The sequence below is a fragment of the Nostoc sp. genome (assembly GCF_036919675.1).
Lineage (GTDB): Bacteria > Cyanobacteriota > Cyanobacteriia > Cyanobacteriales > Nostocaceae > Nostoc.
In genome coordinates this window covers 1-14,820 of the sequence record NZ_JBALCP010000114.1, presented here as the reverse complement: position 1 = coordinate 14,820, position 14,820 = coordinate 1, and the positions used below count along the sequence as shown (strand labels likewise).

Here is a 14,820-nt window from a genome sequence, read left to right as displayed (position 1 = left end):
TAACGTACTCATTAATTTAGGGACTTTTTTCTACTGGCCTTGATCTTGTCTTCGATTTTACGAGTAAAAAGATGAGTTGCCAAATAAAATCATAAAAATAGAGCCTCCCCTCTGGGTTCGGCAAGGACGGTTGATCACGCTAAGTTAATTGGACACTCTCACGCCTTGAAAGCTTGGGATTCTTGGGCTGAAACTGTGCTTTCAGGGTAACGCCCATGCTGGTGGATGAGCTACCTGTTTGACATAATACGTTATGATCTCTTTTAGCGATCGCCTTTGGTCAGGTTGAGGTTGGTGAATGGACTCTGCGATCATGTGAAGCACCCGCTAAGAGCGATCGCAAATCTATGGCTAGAGAGTATCAGGGTCAACACCAAGCGATCGTAATTGTTCTTTCAACCTTTCCACCTGCGATTCTGCTTGTCTTGCTTGGTCTTGGGCTTGTTCCCTCGCCAATCTTTCCTGTTTCAGCGCCTCTGCCAACTCCTCTGGAATCAGCAACTTTTCCCCAGTGTCTTCTCGATAAAAACCAATCAATTGTCCCTCTATTTGCAAACGCAGCTGCAAAGGTTCACATCGACTATCTGTAATTGGCTCATACACCTCGCCTCGCAGCCGATACCCTTGCAATTGCTCCTTAATCCACTCTCCCTTAGGGTCAAATAACCAATATTCCAGTACCCCTAACTGCTCATACAGCGTTTTCTTGAAACCCGTGTCCTGGTTTTTAGTGCCCTCCGAGGTCATTTCAAAGATTACTACAGGCACTTGTCCCTCTTCCCATATCTTGTAATTATCGCGACCTCCAGGAGCGACATTAAAAATCACCATTACATCTGGAGCTACGCGTAACTTCGGAAAACCCTGAGCATAGTAGAGAAACTGGTTACTCAAAACCGTTGCTTGCCTACCCAGCAAATATTGCCTCAATACTTCTAAAGTTGCCATTAGAGCATATAAGTGAACATAACTTTCTGCCAAAGGTTCACCATCCGAGCTTGGGTAAAAAACTTCTGTTGGTTGAGAACTGGGTAAGAGGCTAGTCATAATTAGCCACCTGATTGAGAAGATGGGTGCATGATTATATTATCTCAGAGACTTTCGCTGATATTTCTGGAACTGTTGCCTGTCAGGTATCGTTCACAAACCAAACAAAATAGCTGTATCAAGATAATTTTCTGAGTAACTCTCGTTTTTTTTGCTATATTGCCAGAATGACAAGACTATTTAGCACAGCGATCGCTACATTAGAAGATATATAAATAAAAATCAATAATGATTTTTATTCATCCGCAGTTCACACAAAACCATGAGTGCAAGTACTATTATTTCCGACAATCCCCTACTCCAAGGCGTTGGTTTACCTCCATTTGCAGAGATTAAACCAGAACGAGTAGTACCAGCCTTCAATCAGTTGCTGGCAGAACTTGACCAGCAGCTTGCCACCTTAGAGGCTAATATAGAGCCTACTTGGAGTGGTTTAGTAGAACCCTTAGAAAAGCTAACTGAACAGCTTACCTGGAGTTGGGGGGTGGTGAATCATTTAATGGGTGTTAAAAATAGCCCCGAACTGCGCGAAGCTCATGAAATCGTACAGCCACTAGTTGTACAGTTTATCAACAAGCTTGGTCAAAGCCAACCCATATACAATGCTTTTAAGGCACTCCGTACCAGTGATAGTTGGGCAACTTTAGAATTAGCCCAACAGCGCATTGTAGAAGCCGCGATTCGAGATGCTGAACTTTCTGGTGTTGGCTTAGAAGGAGAGGCAAGAGAGCGTTTCAACGCCATACAGATGGAGTTAGCAGAACTTTCTACCAAATTCTCTAACCATGTACTTGATGCCACTAAAGCCTTCAGCCTAACCCTAACAACACAAGCGGAAATTGACGGTTTACCACCAAGCTTAGTGAGTTTAGCAGCCCAAGGTGCTCGTGCAGCTGGCGAAAGCAACGCTACACTTGAAAATGGCCCCTGGCGGATTACTTTAGACTTCCCCAGCTACGGCCCTTTCATGCAGCACAGCACTCGTCGAGATTTGCGCCAAAAGCTCTACAAAGCTTATATCACCCGCGCTTCTGGTGGCGATTTAGATAACAACCCCTTAATTGAGCGCATTTTGAAGTTGCGCCAAGAACTCGCAGATATACTAGGCTTTAAAAGTTTTGCCCAATTAAGCCTGGCTAGTAAAATGGCTCCCAACGTTGAGGCAGTCAACGCCCTGTTAGAAGAATTACGCCGCGCTAGTTATGATGCTGCTGTCAAAGACTTGGCAGAACTCAAAGCTTTTGCAGCGGCACAGGGAGCAGCAGAAGCTACGGATTTAAAACACTGGGATATCAGTTTTTGGGCAGAACGCCAACGAGAAGCAAAATTTGCTTTTACCGCTGAAGAATTGCGTCCCTACTTCCCCCTTCCCCAAGTGTTAGACGGCTTATTTGGACTAGTCAAGCGGCTGTTTGGCGTCAATGTCACCTCTGCCGATGGTCAAGCGCCAGTATGGCATGAAGATGTCCGTTATTTCCAAATTGCTGATGAAACTGGTTCTCCCATAGCCTACTTCTACTTAGACCCCTACAGCCGTCCAGCAGAGAAACGCGGTGGTGCTTGGATGGATGTGTGCATCAATCGGGGCAAAATCACTGAAAATGGTGTCACTGCCATTCGCTTACCTGTAGCTTATTTGGTGTGTAATCAAAGTCCTCCCGTAGATGGTAAGCCTAGTTTGATGACTTTCTATGAAGTAGAGACTTTGTTCCACGAGTTTGGTCATGGATTGCACCATCTGCTCACTAAGGTTGACTATCCCGGAGCCGCAGGCATCAATAACGTGGAGTGGGATGCAGTGGAACTACCTAGTCAGTTTATGGAAAACTGGTGCTATGAGCGACCCACTTTGTTTGGCATGGCGAAACATTACGAAACTGGTGAAGCCCTACCTGAGCATTACTATCAAAAGCTGCTAGCGGCGCGTAATTATATGAGTGGTACTGCCATGTTGCGGCAGATCCACCTGAGCAGTCTTGATTTAGAACTACACAACCGCTATCGCCCTGGTAGTAATGAAACTCCGTCAGATGTGCGTCATCGCATAGCTAAGACTACTATGGTTTTACCACCACTTCCAGAAGATTCAATTTTATGTGCTTTTGGACATATTTTTGAGGGTGGTTATGCAGCAGGCTACTACAGCTATAAGTGGGCTGAGGTACTGAGTGCTGATGCTTTTGCCGCTTTTGAAGAAGCTGGGCTAGAAGATGAAGAAGCTATAAAAGCTACAGGTCGGCGTTATCGGGATACGGTGCTGGCACTCGGTGGTGGTCAGCATCCAATGGAGGTGTTTAAAACTTTCCGAGGTCGTGAACCAAGTACGATCGCTTTGCTCAGGCACAATGGTTTAGTCAGTGCTGCTGTAAACTAAACAACACCTCTGTAGGGACGTTGCAATGCAACGTCCCTACTCGCATCAAATCTTTGCAAATAATCCTTAGCTAGACATGGTTTTCCAACCTGGCAGACCTGATGGTGGGCTTGGTTAAGATTACAGGATATGTTTTGGGCTGCTGATTTCATTACACAACCACTTTAAAAGATGTTAAACAAGGCGTTAAAAAGGCTTGCTCTAGTTCGCTCCTTTTTAAGGAGGGTTAGGGAGGATCATTTTTGCGTGGATATCGGCTCAATCTCAATAAGAAACCCCCTCTGCTTTGATTATAGTAAAGTGATTACTAGGCAGAAGGGGTTCATTTTTTATTTTTGTTTAGGCAGATTTTAAGGATCATGCTGGCAAAAAACCAGTTTCTCTGATTTAAAACCCGCAAAAACCTATGTTGTGTTTATTTTAACCTGCCTACTATGTTCAGCCTATTTCCAATCGGGAATCTCGGCATCTTCTCCACCAATCCCGATTCCAGTGTTAAATATTTCGGCATCAGTGAGATTGAGATCATTCATTGATGCTTTATACACATTAGAATCGTGAATCGTCGCGCGAGTAAAATTTACTCCGTTGAGATTGGTTTGCTTCAAATTCACATTGGTTACGTAAGCTGATGTTAAGTTAGCACCTGCTAAGTTTGCACCAGTTAAGTCAGCACCTTCGAGGTTAGCCCCTACAAGGTTAGCTCCTTGCAGCTTTGAGCCTCTCAAGTCAGCACCAATTAAATGAGCGCCACTGAGGTTAGCTCCCGATAGATTACACTGGACACATTCCCCAGTTGAAAGCAGTTTTTGTAAGTCCTGCGGATTCTCGGCTCTAACCGAGCTAGCGAAAAATAAGGGAGTTGCTAAGGCCATGGCCGCTAATAGCTGGAGTTTCATAATTTTCCCCCTTTAATAATCAAGTTGCGTCCGTTCTGTCCCTCACAACTCTATTATCTCACTAAACTTTGTGAGGTCAATCTATGCCTTCACAAGTTGGTTGTGATATGAAACAGGGATAAAAGTGAGATCATAAATGCCATTGATTCTGATTTTTGGCGATTTTTACTCGATAAACCCTAAAAAACTGCCAGTGTTAAATCACTATTAAATCTTTTTAAGAGCTTGCACTACTCGCCATAATTTGGCTATTTTGATAAGTATTTATACTTTTTAGCAAATACTGTTAGTTTAAGTCCTCAGAAATTCTCGCATATGCTGATTGACTAACTCTGGCTGTTCTTGCTGCACCCAATGGCCACAATTGGGAATGTATTTGATTTGAAAGTCCCTGACATAGGCTGCGGTGTCGTAGGTTAGCTCCTTGCCGAGTGCAGTGTCATTTTCTCCCCAAATCATCAGTGTTGGCACTTCCAGAACGCCCCAACTTGGATTTAGCATTCTCTGTTGAAAAATATTGCGGTAGTAGTTCAACATTGCTGTGAGGGCACCGCGTTTTGCAGCAGCATTTTTATAAGCGTCAATATCCGCTTTGGTGAAAGCACTTTTGTTAACTGCTGTTCCTTTAAAAGCTTTTTCAATTGCTTGGTAGTCTGAAGATTGTAAAAGTAATTCTGGTACCCACGGTAGTTGAAAGATAAACATGTAGTAACTACGCAGCAACTGTTGGGGAGTGCGTAAACCTTGGGCAAATTTGGCAGGATGAGGCAGGTTAAGGATAATTAATTGTTCTACCATTTGGGGGTGAGCATAGGCAAAATTCCAAGCGATCGCACCACCCCAATCATGTCCAACTAATACACATTTTTGGTATCCTAATGCTTTAATTACTCCTTCAACATCTTGGATAAATTCATGCATTACATAAGCTGATTGCTCTGTTGGTTTATCACTATCGTTGTAGCCACGCAAGTCAAGGGCGACTACTTTAAAATCTTGGGCAAATTCTGGTATTTGATGCCGCCAAGAGTACCAAAACTCAGGAAACCCATGCAACATTAACATTAAGGGGCCTTCACCTTGGGTAACGTAGTGTAGTTTTACCCCATTGGTATTTATATATTCGTGTTTCCAAGTCAGTTCTATAACAGGCATATTTTGTGTTTTTTGTTGGTGATATTTATTATGTGTAATAGTTTTGGTCAAAACATCTGCTAGGAGATAGTTTTAAAATTGCAATTCTCCTTTGGGTAGATGCTGGTAATAAATCAGCAGGGTTTCATATAAATACCAAAATATATAGCAATCCTATCTGATTTTTGAAAATGAACGAAATGAACAAACCGCAAAGTCGCCTTCTTTGCGAGATGCTTGTCTGCGACACGCTCTGCAAACGCCAAGTCTCGCAAAGAAGCCGCCAAGAGGAGAAAGAGAAGCTTTCACATGTGATTTAGGACTGCTGTATAAAGCTGGATAATATAATTATTTGATACACAAATGAGCAGAATAGAAACGCGTGGTGTCTGGCTGACCACTACTGATAGTAAAGTTCTCAGGTCAAAGCAACGCATTGGCGAGGCGATGGATTTCCTCGCTGAGACGGGATTTAATGTGGTGTTTCCTGTTGTTTGGAATAAGGGAGTAACCCTGTATCCCAGTCAAACAATGCAGCAGACCTTTGGAGTGGAAATTGACCCTCTGTGTGTAGGTCGTGACCCTTTAGAAGAAGTGGTGGTTGAGGCGCGACGAGTTGGGTTGAAAGTCATTCCTTGGTTTGAATACGGCTTTGCTAGTTCCTACAATTTGAATGGTGGTAAACTTTTACAGACAAAACCGGAATGGGCTGCCCATGATTATAACGGTAACTTACTGAAGAAAAACGGCTTTGAGTGGTTGAATGCCCTCGACCCACAGGTGCAGGAATTCTTATTGAATTTGGTGCTGGAAGTTGTGAAGAATTATGATGTGGATGGTGTCCAAGGTGACGATCGCTTCCCAGCATTCCCCTCTGAAGGTGGCTATGATGAGGGAACTGTCACCCGCTATCATCAGCAATTTGCTCACAATCCGCCACAGAACCCCAAAGACAGACAATGGTTACAGTGGCGGGCAGATATTCTCACTGAGTTCTTGGCGCGTCTCTACCGGGAGGTGAAAGCAGTTAATCCTAATTTGCTAGTAGCGATCGCACCTAATATCTATGATTGGGCATTCCAGGAATATCTGCAAGACTCACCCACCTGGTTGAAGCGGGGAATAGTTGATATGATTCAGCCGCAGATTTATCGCCGTGACTTTAGGAGTTATCAGGCGATCGCTGATAAACTGGTAAACCAGCAGTTCACAGATGCGACGTTGCCGAAGTTAGCGCCGGGAATATTAATGAAGCTTGGCAGTTATTGTATTAGTCCAGAATATCTGGTGCAGGCAATTGAATATAATCGCCAACTTGGTATTCAAGGAGAGGTATTCTTTTTTTACGAAGGTTTGCGCGAAAATAATAATACCCTAGCTAAAGTTTTGCGAAATGGGCCTTATGCTAACTCTGCATCATTTCCCACTCTGTCAGATTTGAGTAGGAGTGGTGTAGACAACAGCAGATTATCTTCAATTTTGCAAGGGGTGGAGAGGTTGTTAAAAAAGTTTTTTTAAGGGAAAAGGCGCATGGAATTTAAATTGCCAGTGGAACGGGTAATTAAGACTCTAAAACAGGATTTACCAACACTTTTTCAAAAAGATATCTCCTATGACATCTATACACAGGATATCTATTTTAAAGACCCGGTAAATACATTCAAATATAAATTTAACTATCGCATTATATTTTGGACTTTGCGATTTCACGCTCGGCTATTTTTTACCAAAATTTACTTTGATGTGCATGAGGTTTATCAGTCAGCAGAAGACACAATTTTAGTAAATTGGACAGTGCGGGGAGTGTTGCGCGTTCCTTGGAAAGCAGGTTTGCTTTTTAATGGCTATTCAACATATAAACTCAACCAAGATAATTTGATATACGAGCATATCGACACCTGGGATCGCAAACCTGGCGAGATATTAAAGCAGTTTTGGCAAAGGGGAGAGATGGCTAATTAGATACATGGTGAGTTAAAAATTTATCCAGAACAAGCTGAGAAATGCCGAAATCAGAAATTAATGCACGTCATCAGTCGGAAAAAGTTACGACAATTCTGCCGAAAACACGCTGATTGCTGTGAAGCACTTGATGACTGGTACATAACTGCTAGTAAAGCAGACTGGGGTAATTTGTTAGAAGTTCAAACTATTTATCCTAAAGCTGAAGCAGTAGGCGAGTTTATAGTTTTCAACATCAAAGGTAATAAATACCCCTTAATTGCTAGTATCAACTATGAAAAGCAGGTCATCTATATAAAATATGTCTTAACTCATGCCGAATATGACAAAGACTCCTGGAAAAATGACCCTTACTTTTAACTCAGATATTTACAGCCAATTGCTGTCTCAACATCAACCTCGGATTATCAAGACAGAAGAGGAAAATGAGAAGTTTTTAGAAACTGTTGAAGAACTGCTTTCTCGTTCCCATCGGACTCCTGAAGAAGATGCTTTGTTGGAATTATTGGTAAAACTGATTGAGGATTTTGAAGATAAGCACTATCAACTTAATGTTTCAACACCTCAATCAAGACTCAAGCATTTGATGGAAGCTAGGAGTTTGGAACAAGCTGATTTGGTAGAAGTTCTTGGTTCGAGCAAGATTGTTACTAAAATCATTAATTGCGAGTTAGAAATCACGAAAGAACAAGCTGAGGCTTTGGAAAAATTTTTTCACGTTGATGCAAGTTTATTTATTTGTTGATGATGATGATAAAAGTATAGAAGAAGCTACAGAGTAATTATAAGGTGAGTTAAACTAATAATGTTTTCCCACCAATTGGTTGATGATATAAAGTCATTAGCTGGCTAGCATTTAAAGTTTCTACGGCATAAGCTTTTCCTGTTAAGTCGCTAAATTCTACTTCAAAAACTCCAGGTTCATATTCTTCTACAATCGTTCCTACTTGACCGCGATGCAATCCCAATTTTTGTAAGTCTTCGGTTAGGGCAACCACATCTAATAATTTCATAGGTATTACCTCATTGCTTAGATTACATAACAGGTGACTAGGCGGGGGAAGCCTTCATTATTACGCACTATCCAAACGCTTTGAATAATTGCTTGTTTATCTGAACGATTCAGGGGAAAATCAATGATATATTTTTGACCGTATGGATTCCTTTTAGTAGGGATAGCATCATAATTTGCTACTGCTTGTAAAAGGATCGCTTGTAATTCTTCTGCATAACCTAAATTTAAGTCTAGTGCAGATTTAAAGACACGAGCTTTGTGTTTTCCCTCTGGATGTTCTGGGTTGAGACAGTAACCCGCGATTTTATCTATTTCAACGATAGCGCATTCACGGTTAGGAAGTTTCATAATACCTTTGCCACAACCTTCTCCGCTTTTTTGACCTGGATATGACCTGTATGTAATGCACCCTACTTGGAAAAGACTAAGATTTCATCGCCGGATACTGTTTCAAAACCTGCTGCAAATATTGCCCAGTATAAGACCTGGGATTTTTTGCAACTTCCTCCGGTGTCCCCACAGCAATCAATTCTCCCCCTTTGTCGCCACCTTCTGGCCCCAAATCTATCACCCAATCAGAACAACGAATTACATCTAAGTTGTGTTCAATTACTAATATTGAATTACCTTTATCTACCAATCTTTGCAACACATCTAGTAGTTTATGGACATCGTAAAAAGATAACCCTGTTGTCGGTTCATCTATTAAATAAAGTGTCTTACCCGTGGCGCGTCGAGATAATTCTGTTGCCAATTTCACCCGTTGCGCTTCTCCACCAGATAAGGTAGTCGCAGGTTGTCCTAGTTGGACATAACCCAACCCGACATCAAATAAAGTTTGCAAACGCGCGATCGCTTTTGGAATATTTTGGAAAAAGTCTAAACTTTCCTCAACTGTCATTCTCAGAACATCAGAAATAGACTTATCTTTGTATTTGACCTGCAATGTTTCACGGTTGTATCTTGCACCTTTACAAATTTCGCATTGCACGTAAACATCTGGGAGAAAGTTCATTTCAATAACATTCACACCCTGTCCGCTACAAGCTTCGCAACGTCCCCCTTTAACGTTGAAGGAAAATTGTCCAGGTTTGTAGCCCCTAGCTTTAGCTTCTACTGTTTGAGAAAATACATCCCGAATGGCATCGAAAATTCCTGTGTAAGTTGCAGGGTTAGAACGTGGTGTGCGTCCAATAGGGGATTGATCGATAACAATCGCTTTATCAATCGCATTCAATCCCTGAATTTTCTCCAAATGTCTCGGTAAGGGAACTTTCTTAGTTAAATGATGTTGCAGGGATGGATATAGTAATTCGTTAATCAGGGTAGATTTGCCAGAACCAGACACACCAGTAATGGCGACAAGTTTACCTAGTGGTATTTCAACATCTATATTTCTTAAATTGTTGCGATGGGCATTTTGAATTCCCAAACTGCGCCCATTTCCTTCTCGACGTTCTGTTGGTGTGGTAATTACCCGTCTTCCTGATAAATAAGCACCCGTCAAGGAATCTTCTGCTGCTAATAACGCCTGAAAATCACCTTGGGCGACAATATTTCCGCCGTGAATTCCTGCACCAGGGCCAATATCAACTATGTAGTTAGCTGCACGAATTGTTTCTTCATCATGTTCAACAACAATTAATGTATTACCCAAATCGCGCAATTTCGTTAAGGTTTTGAGCAACCTGCCATTATCTCGTTGATGCAAACCAATACTCGGTTCATCTAAAACGTAGAGAACTCCTGTTAAACCAGAACCAATTTGCGTTGCTAGACGAATTCGTTGGGCTTCGCCACCAGAAAGGGTCATGGCTGGACGGTCAAGGGTGAGGTAATCTAAACCTACATCTAACAAAAATTGCAATCTAGCTTTGATTTCTCTCAGGACTAAATCAGCAATTTGCAACTGGCGATCGCTCAACTTGAATTGCTCAATTCTCTCTCGACAATCCCGAATTGATACCCCAGTTAATTCTAAAATTCCATATTGTCCCAACTTCACCGCCAAGGCTTCCGGTTTTAACCGTTTTCCCTTACAAACTTCACACGGCTGATCAATTAAAAACTGCTCTAATTTTTGCTTAACTAATTCAGAACCACCCTCATACTGCCGTTGCAAAATTGGAATCGCACCTTTAAAACTCTGCTTCCTCTGTGCCTCTGCGGCTTGTTCATCTTTGTCTCCATACAAAATAATTTGCTGCTGTTCTCCTGTCAGCTTGCTCCAATTTGTCTGTAACTCAAACCCATAAATCTGTCCCACGCTATAGAGTAATTCCAGATAATAAGAATTATCTTTTTCTGACCAAGGCGCGATCGCAGCATAAACTGGGGCTTCTGGGTCAGGTATGATCAAATCTGGCGCAAATCTTCTTAAAGTCCCGATTCCATGACAGTGCGGACAAGCACCATAAGGTGAGTTAAAGGAGAATAATCGCGGCGATAGTTCCTCCATTACCGCGCCATGTTCTGGACAAGCAAAGTTTTCCGAAAATACTAATTCTTCTTCTTTTTCTTGTCCGTCGTCACCAAGTAAACTCACCAGAATCGCCGCAATACCACCCGATTGCTTAAGACACGTAGACAGGGAATCAACCAAACGCTCCTGAATATCAGCCTTTTTTACCAAGCGGTCAATTACCACTTCGATGCTGTGGGTAAAATTTTTATCTAATTCAATCGAATCTGACAGTTCGCGGATCTCGCCATTGATCCGCACACGCACAAAACCTTGGGATGCCAGACTTGACAAAAGCTTACGGTGTGTGCCTTTTTTCCCCCGGACAACGGGTGCAAGAATTTGGAAGCGGGTGCGATCTGGTAATTCCATAATCCGATCGCACATCTCATCGATTGTCTGGGGTGCAATACAGCGATCGCATATGGGACAATGGGGTTCACCAGCCCGACCAAATAACAGCCGCAAATAGTCGTAAATCTCTGTCACCGTACCGACAGTGGAACGGGGGTTATGAGAGGTTGACTTTTGGTCAATGGAAATTGCTGGACTTAAGCCATCAATCGCTTCCACATCCGGCTTATCCAGTTGTCCTAAAAATTGCCGTGCGTAGGCGCTGAGGGATTCCACGTAGCGACGTTGCCCTTCAGCGAAAATGGTATCAAACGCCAGGGAAGACTTACCAGAGCCAGAAACGCCAGTGAAGACAATCAGGCGATCGCGTGGCAATTCCAAGTCAATATTTTTCAGATTATGCTGCCTAGCACCCCGAATCCGAATGGTATTCTGGCTGTTCTGGCTGGGGTAGGGAAGATGTCCGTTCAAGGATGCTGCTAGCTGTTTGTCTGACATATTGGGCGGCGAAGAGGGAGTTTCCTATGAAACAGTCCTTAATAATACTATCTTTAATCAGTTTATAGTAGAACAATCGTACTGTTTTAATTAGTTCTTCTTCAAAATTCATCCCGCAGACATCCTTAAGAGTCTGCTAATTTGGAAGCATCCCGATTTAAATCCTTCTGAGGGCGAAGCTATGGTATTGCAAATCCAACCGCCGACCCAGCCAGAGGTCATCTACCCAGATAGTGACGGACAACCAGTTGCTAATAATACCATACAATTTGGCTGGATTGTAGAAATTAAGCAGAATATAGAGTGGCTATTTGCTGACGATCGAAATGTATTTGTCGCTGGAGATTTATTTTGGTATCCGGTAGAGGGACGCAACAAAATTGTTGACGCCCCAGATGTGATGGTGGTATTGGGTAGACCAAAAGGCGTAGGCGTAGCCCGTCGTAGACATCGCCTCTGCTACCAACAATGGAAGGAGGAGGGAGTTGCACCACAAGTAGTGTTTGAAATTCTTTCTCCCAGCAACACACAAACTGAAATGGACAAGAAATTACTTTTCTACGATCGCTATGGGGTAGAAGAGTACTACATTTACGATCCCGATCGGAATAATTTGCATGGATGGTTACGTGCTGAAAACGGTTTAGATGTCATCCCCCTAATGGAAGATTGGGTGAGTCCTCAGTTAAAAATTCGCTTTGCTCCATCATCAGAAGGTTTGCAGCTATATCGCCCTGACGGAGAACGGTTTTTAACTTATACAGAAATTTTCCGCAACGCCGAGCAAGAACGACAACGGGCGGAACTTGCAGAACAAGCCAGAAGAGATGCCATACCCCGATTATTACAAATGGATTTGAGCATCAAACAGATTGCCCAAGCTTTGGGATTGTCAGTGGAAGAAGTGCAATCGCTTGCTCAGGAGTAACGCCGTGTGCAATTTTTTAATCGGGCTATTAGAAATTGAAGTTGTAATTGAGATATTCTGATTATGCTAGCCAATGCAGCCACCTATGAAGTTACTTGGGAAAAGTTACCTGATGATTTTGTTTTAGACGACGAGCCAGTGGATAACATTAATCAGCCAGCCTTGGCTGCGGCTTTAACAGAAAGCTTAGAACTAGCTGATAGATTGCCAGTCAACGCCTTAACCATGACTAACTATGGTATTTGTGCCACCTTGAATCGCCAATTTGTGGTCAAAGCCCCAGATTGGGGATATGTACCCTCAATTCGGGTGTCAAGAAAGGAGGTTAATCGCAGTTATACTCCTAAACTCCAGGGTGATATTCCTGTAATTGTGATGGAATTTCTCTCAGACACTGAAGGTAGTGAGTATTCTATTAAACCAACCTATCCTCCTGGAAAATGGTTTTATTATGAGCAGATTTTACAAGTACCAAACTATGCCATTTTAGAACCAGACGGCGGAGTTTTAGAAGTTTATCGGTTGGATGATTCAGGACATTATCAACTAAAATCCGCAGACGCAAATAACCGTTACTGGATTGCTGAAATGAACCTGTTTTTAGGTATCTGGCAGGGAGGGCGAGAAAATCGCACAGGTTATTGGTTGCGTTGGTGGGATGAAAATGGAGAGTTATTGTTGTGGGGTTCGGAGTTAGCAGCAAAAGAACGGCAAGAGAAAAACGCTGCTCAAGAGTGTGCAGAACAAGAACGCCAGCGTGCAGAACAAGAAAGTCAGCGTGCAGAGCAATTAGCAGCCCAGTTAAGAGCCTTGGGAGTCGAACCGGAAGTTTAAGATATTCTTAGCCAAAGCGATGTCTACGATGGGCTACGCCTACGCATTTGCAACTAAAGAAAGTAGCAATATAGCGGTTCCTATTCAAATGCGGTACAACATGACATCGCAAGGTGTAGGGGCACAACGGGCAAAATCTTCTTAGGGACATTCCAGTTGAAAAAACATCCCATCGTAGGGGCGTAAGGCCTTGCGCCCCTACAAATGTACAAATAATTTTGGATAATTTATTTTTTGTCAGTCCCTTAAGTTGACACTAATGAGCAATGCTATGCCCTCCTACCCATTTGGCATCTCAACGAGAAACAATATTGTTTTGCATAATGCGTATTACATTTGAATGATACTAATTCCTTTACGGAAAATTACAAATAAAATCTTGGCTGCGGTGAACAGTTCTATCAGGGCACAACAATGTTGTGCCCCTACGCAAGATATTTGTGGTAGCTTTAGTTTGCAGGTTTGTGAAAATGGGATAGTAAGGTAAATATTTGCCTTTTAATCACCATCATTTACCCTTGGATCTCGGTTGTTGCAGTTCAGAGGTCGGAGTTCCGAGTAAAAAGGTCGAAGTTCCGAGTTCAGAGGTCGAAGTTTCGAGTTCAAAGGTCGAAGTTCCAAGTTTAAAGGTCGAGGTTCCGAGTTCTGAACGTGAAAAGTGGAGTTCAGAACCTCAACATTGAAGATTAAAGCTTGATTTCTCCTGTTTTCTTCTCATTAAACCCCACTTTTATCTTCTTCTTTACTCCAAACATATTTACGGCAGACTTCGCAGGCGGCTTTTGCTTCCTCGGTTTGCGGGTTGGTGAAGATGGGATGGTAACGCAACCTGTCGCAACAGACTTGCAAGCATGTACGCCAGCTACCACGCCACAACCGCACATTGCCGTCACGACCGCCACTGACAATCGTCTGCCCATCCGCGCTGATAGCGACAGAAATGACCCAACTCTGATGACCACGGAATGGTTCAGCCAAGGGCAGACCTTGGAGATTCCACAACCGCACATTGCCGTCACGACCGCCACTGACAATCGTCTGCCCATCCGCGCTGATAGCGACAGAATTGACTTCACCCTGATCACCACCGAAGGGTTCAGCCAAGGGCAGACCTTGGAGATTCCACAACCGCACAGTGCTGTCACGACCGCCACTGACAATCGTCTGCCCATCCGCGCTGATGGCGACAGAAATGACCCAACTCTGATGACCACGGAATGGTTCAGCCAAGGGCAGACCTTGGAGATTCCACAACCGCACACTGCCGTCTTCACCGCCACTGACAATCGTCTGCCCATCCCGGCTGATGGCGAC

The 14,820-nt window shown here is 43.1% G+C and carries 14 protein-coding genes; 7 read left to right on the top strand and 7 right to left on the bottom strand.

What is annotated here, in order from left to right; all coding sequences use genetic code 11:
• Positions 1–351: 351 nt before the first annotated feature.
• Positions 352–1,047 (bottom strand): Uma2 family endonuclease, encoded by a 696-nt coding sequence (locus tag V7K49_RS25200; RefSeq protein ID WP_335208073.1) that lies wholly within the window; start codon positions 1,045–1,047, stop codon positions 352–354.
• A gap of 262 nt (positions 1,048–1,309) precedes the next feature.
• On the opposite strand from V7K49_RS25200, the gene V7K49_RS25195 reads away from it, so the two are divergent.
• Entirely contained in the window at positions 1,310–3,421 is a 2,112-nt protein-coding gene (locus V7K49_RS25195) for a M3 family metallopeptidase (RefSeq protein ID WP_335208072.1), read from the top strand.
• A 443-nt stretch (positions 3,422–3,864) separates the two neighbouring features.
• Here the strand turns inward: V7K49_RS25195 and V7K49_RS25190 are convergent, their stop codons facing one another.
• Entirely contained in the window at positions 3,865–4,320 is a 456-nt protein-coding gene (locus V7K49_RS25190; RefSeq protein WP_273766479.1) for a pentapeptide repeat-containing protein, read from the bottom strand.
• A gap of 291 nt (positions 4,321–4,611) precedes the next feature.
• Positions 4,612–5,475, bottom strand: coding sequence for an alpha/beta fold hydrolase (locus V7K49_RS25185; RefSeq protein ID WP_335208071.1), 864 nt, complete (start codon positions 5,473–5,475; stop codon positions 4,612–4,614).
• A gap of 342 nt (positions 5,476–5,817) precedes the next feature.
• On the opposite strand from V7K49_RS25185, the gene V7K49_RS25180 reads away from it, so the two are divergent.
• Genes V7K49_RS25180 through V7K49_RS25165 form a run of 4 tightly spaced genes read left to right on the top strand, consistent with a single transcriptional unit; the run spans position 5,818 to position 8,161 of the window.
• Complete coding sequence (locus tag V7K49_RS25180; RefSeq protein WP_335208069.1) at positions 5,818–6,972, top strand: glycoside hydrolase family 10 protein; 1,155 nt, start codon at positions 5,818–5,820, stop codon at positions 6,970–6,972.
• Between the two features lie 12 nt (positions 6,973–6,984).
• Positions 6,985–7,416, top strand: coding sequence for a DUF2358 domain-containing protein (locus tag V7K49_RS25175; protein WP_335208067.1), 432 nt, complete (start codon positions 6,985–6,987; stop codon positions 7,414–7,416).
• Between the two features lie 60 nt (positions 7,417–7,476).
• Positions 7,477–7,776, top strand: a complete 300-nt coding sequence (locus V7K49_RS25170) for a type II toxin-antitoxin system HigB family toxin (RefSeq protein WP_334871683.1) — start codon at positions 7,477–7,479, stop codon at positions 7,774–7,776.
• Positions 7,760–8,161 carry a helix-turn-helix domain-containing protein gene (locus tag V7K49_RS25165; protein WP_335208065.1) on the top strand — a complete coding sequence of 134 codons (402 nt, stop codon included), beginning with the start codon at positions 7,760–7,762 and terminating at the stop codon, positions 8,159–8,161. Before V7K49_RS25170 ends, V7K49_RS25165 begins: the two co-directional genes overlap by 17 nt.
• Positions 8,162–8,210: 49 nt before the next feature.
• On the opposite strand, the gene V7K49_RS25160 is transcribed toward V7K49_RS25165, so the two are convergent.
• From V7K49_RS25160 to uvrA, 3 genes are all read right to left on the bottom strand, one after another.
• Positions 8,211–8,429 carry a DUF4926 domain-containing protein gene (locus V7K49_RS25160; protein WP_334871685.1) on the bottom strand — a complete coding sequence of 73 codons (219 nt, stop codon included), beginning with the start codon at positions 8,427–8,429 and terminating at the stop codon, positions 8,211–8,213.
• A 17-nt stretch (positions 8,430–8,446) separates the two neighbouring features.
• Positions 8,447–8,779 carry a DUF6883 domain-containing protein gene (locus V7K49_RS25155; protein ID WP_334871686.1) on the bottom strand — a complete coding sequence of 111 codons (333 nt, stop codon included), beginning with the start codon at positions 8,777–8,779 and terminating at the stop codon, positions 8,447–8,449.
• Between the two features lie 76 nt (positions 8,780–8,855).
• The gene (uvrA, locus tag V7K49_RS25150; protein ID WP_334871687.1) at positions 8,856–11,744 is read right to left on the bottom strand and encodes an excinuclease ABC subunit UvrA; all 2,889 of its coding nucleotides are present in this window, start codon (positions 11,742–11,744) and stop codon (positions 8,856–8,858) included.
• 181 nt (positions 11,745–11,925) lie between these two features.
• On the opposite strand from uvrA, the gene V7K49_RS25145 reads away from it, so the two are divergent.
• Both V7K49_RS25145 and V7K49_RS25140 read left to right on the top strand, forming a co-directional pair.
• Entirely contained in the window at positions 11,926–12,672 is a 747-nt protein-coding gene (locus V7K49_RS25145; RefSeq protein WP_335208063.1) for a Uma2 family endonuclease, read from the top strand.
• Positions 12,673–12,735: 63 nt separating this feature from the next.
• Complete coding sequence (locus V7K49_RS25140) at positions 12,736–13,506, top strand: Uma2 family endonuclease (RefSeq protein ID WP_334871689.1); 771 nt, start codon at positions 12,736–12,738, stop codon at positions 13,504–13,506.
• Positions 13,507–14,223: 717 nt separating this feature from the next.
• On the opposite strand, the gene V7K49_RS25135 is transcribed toward V7K49_RS25140, so the two are convergent.
• A partial coding sequence (locus V7K49_RS25135) for a WD40 repeat domain-containing protein (RefSeq protein ID WP_335208061.1) occupies positions 14,224–14,820 on the bottom strand: 597 nt, incomplete at its 5' end.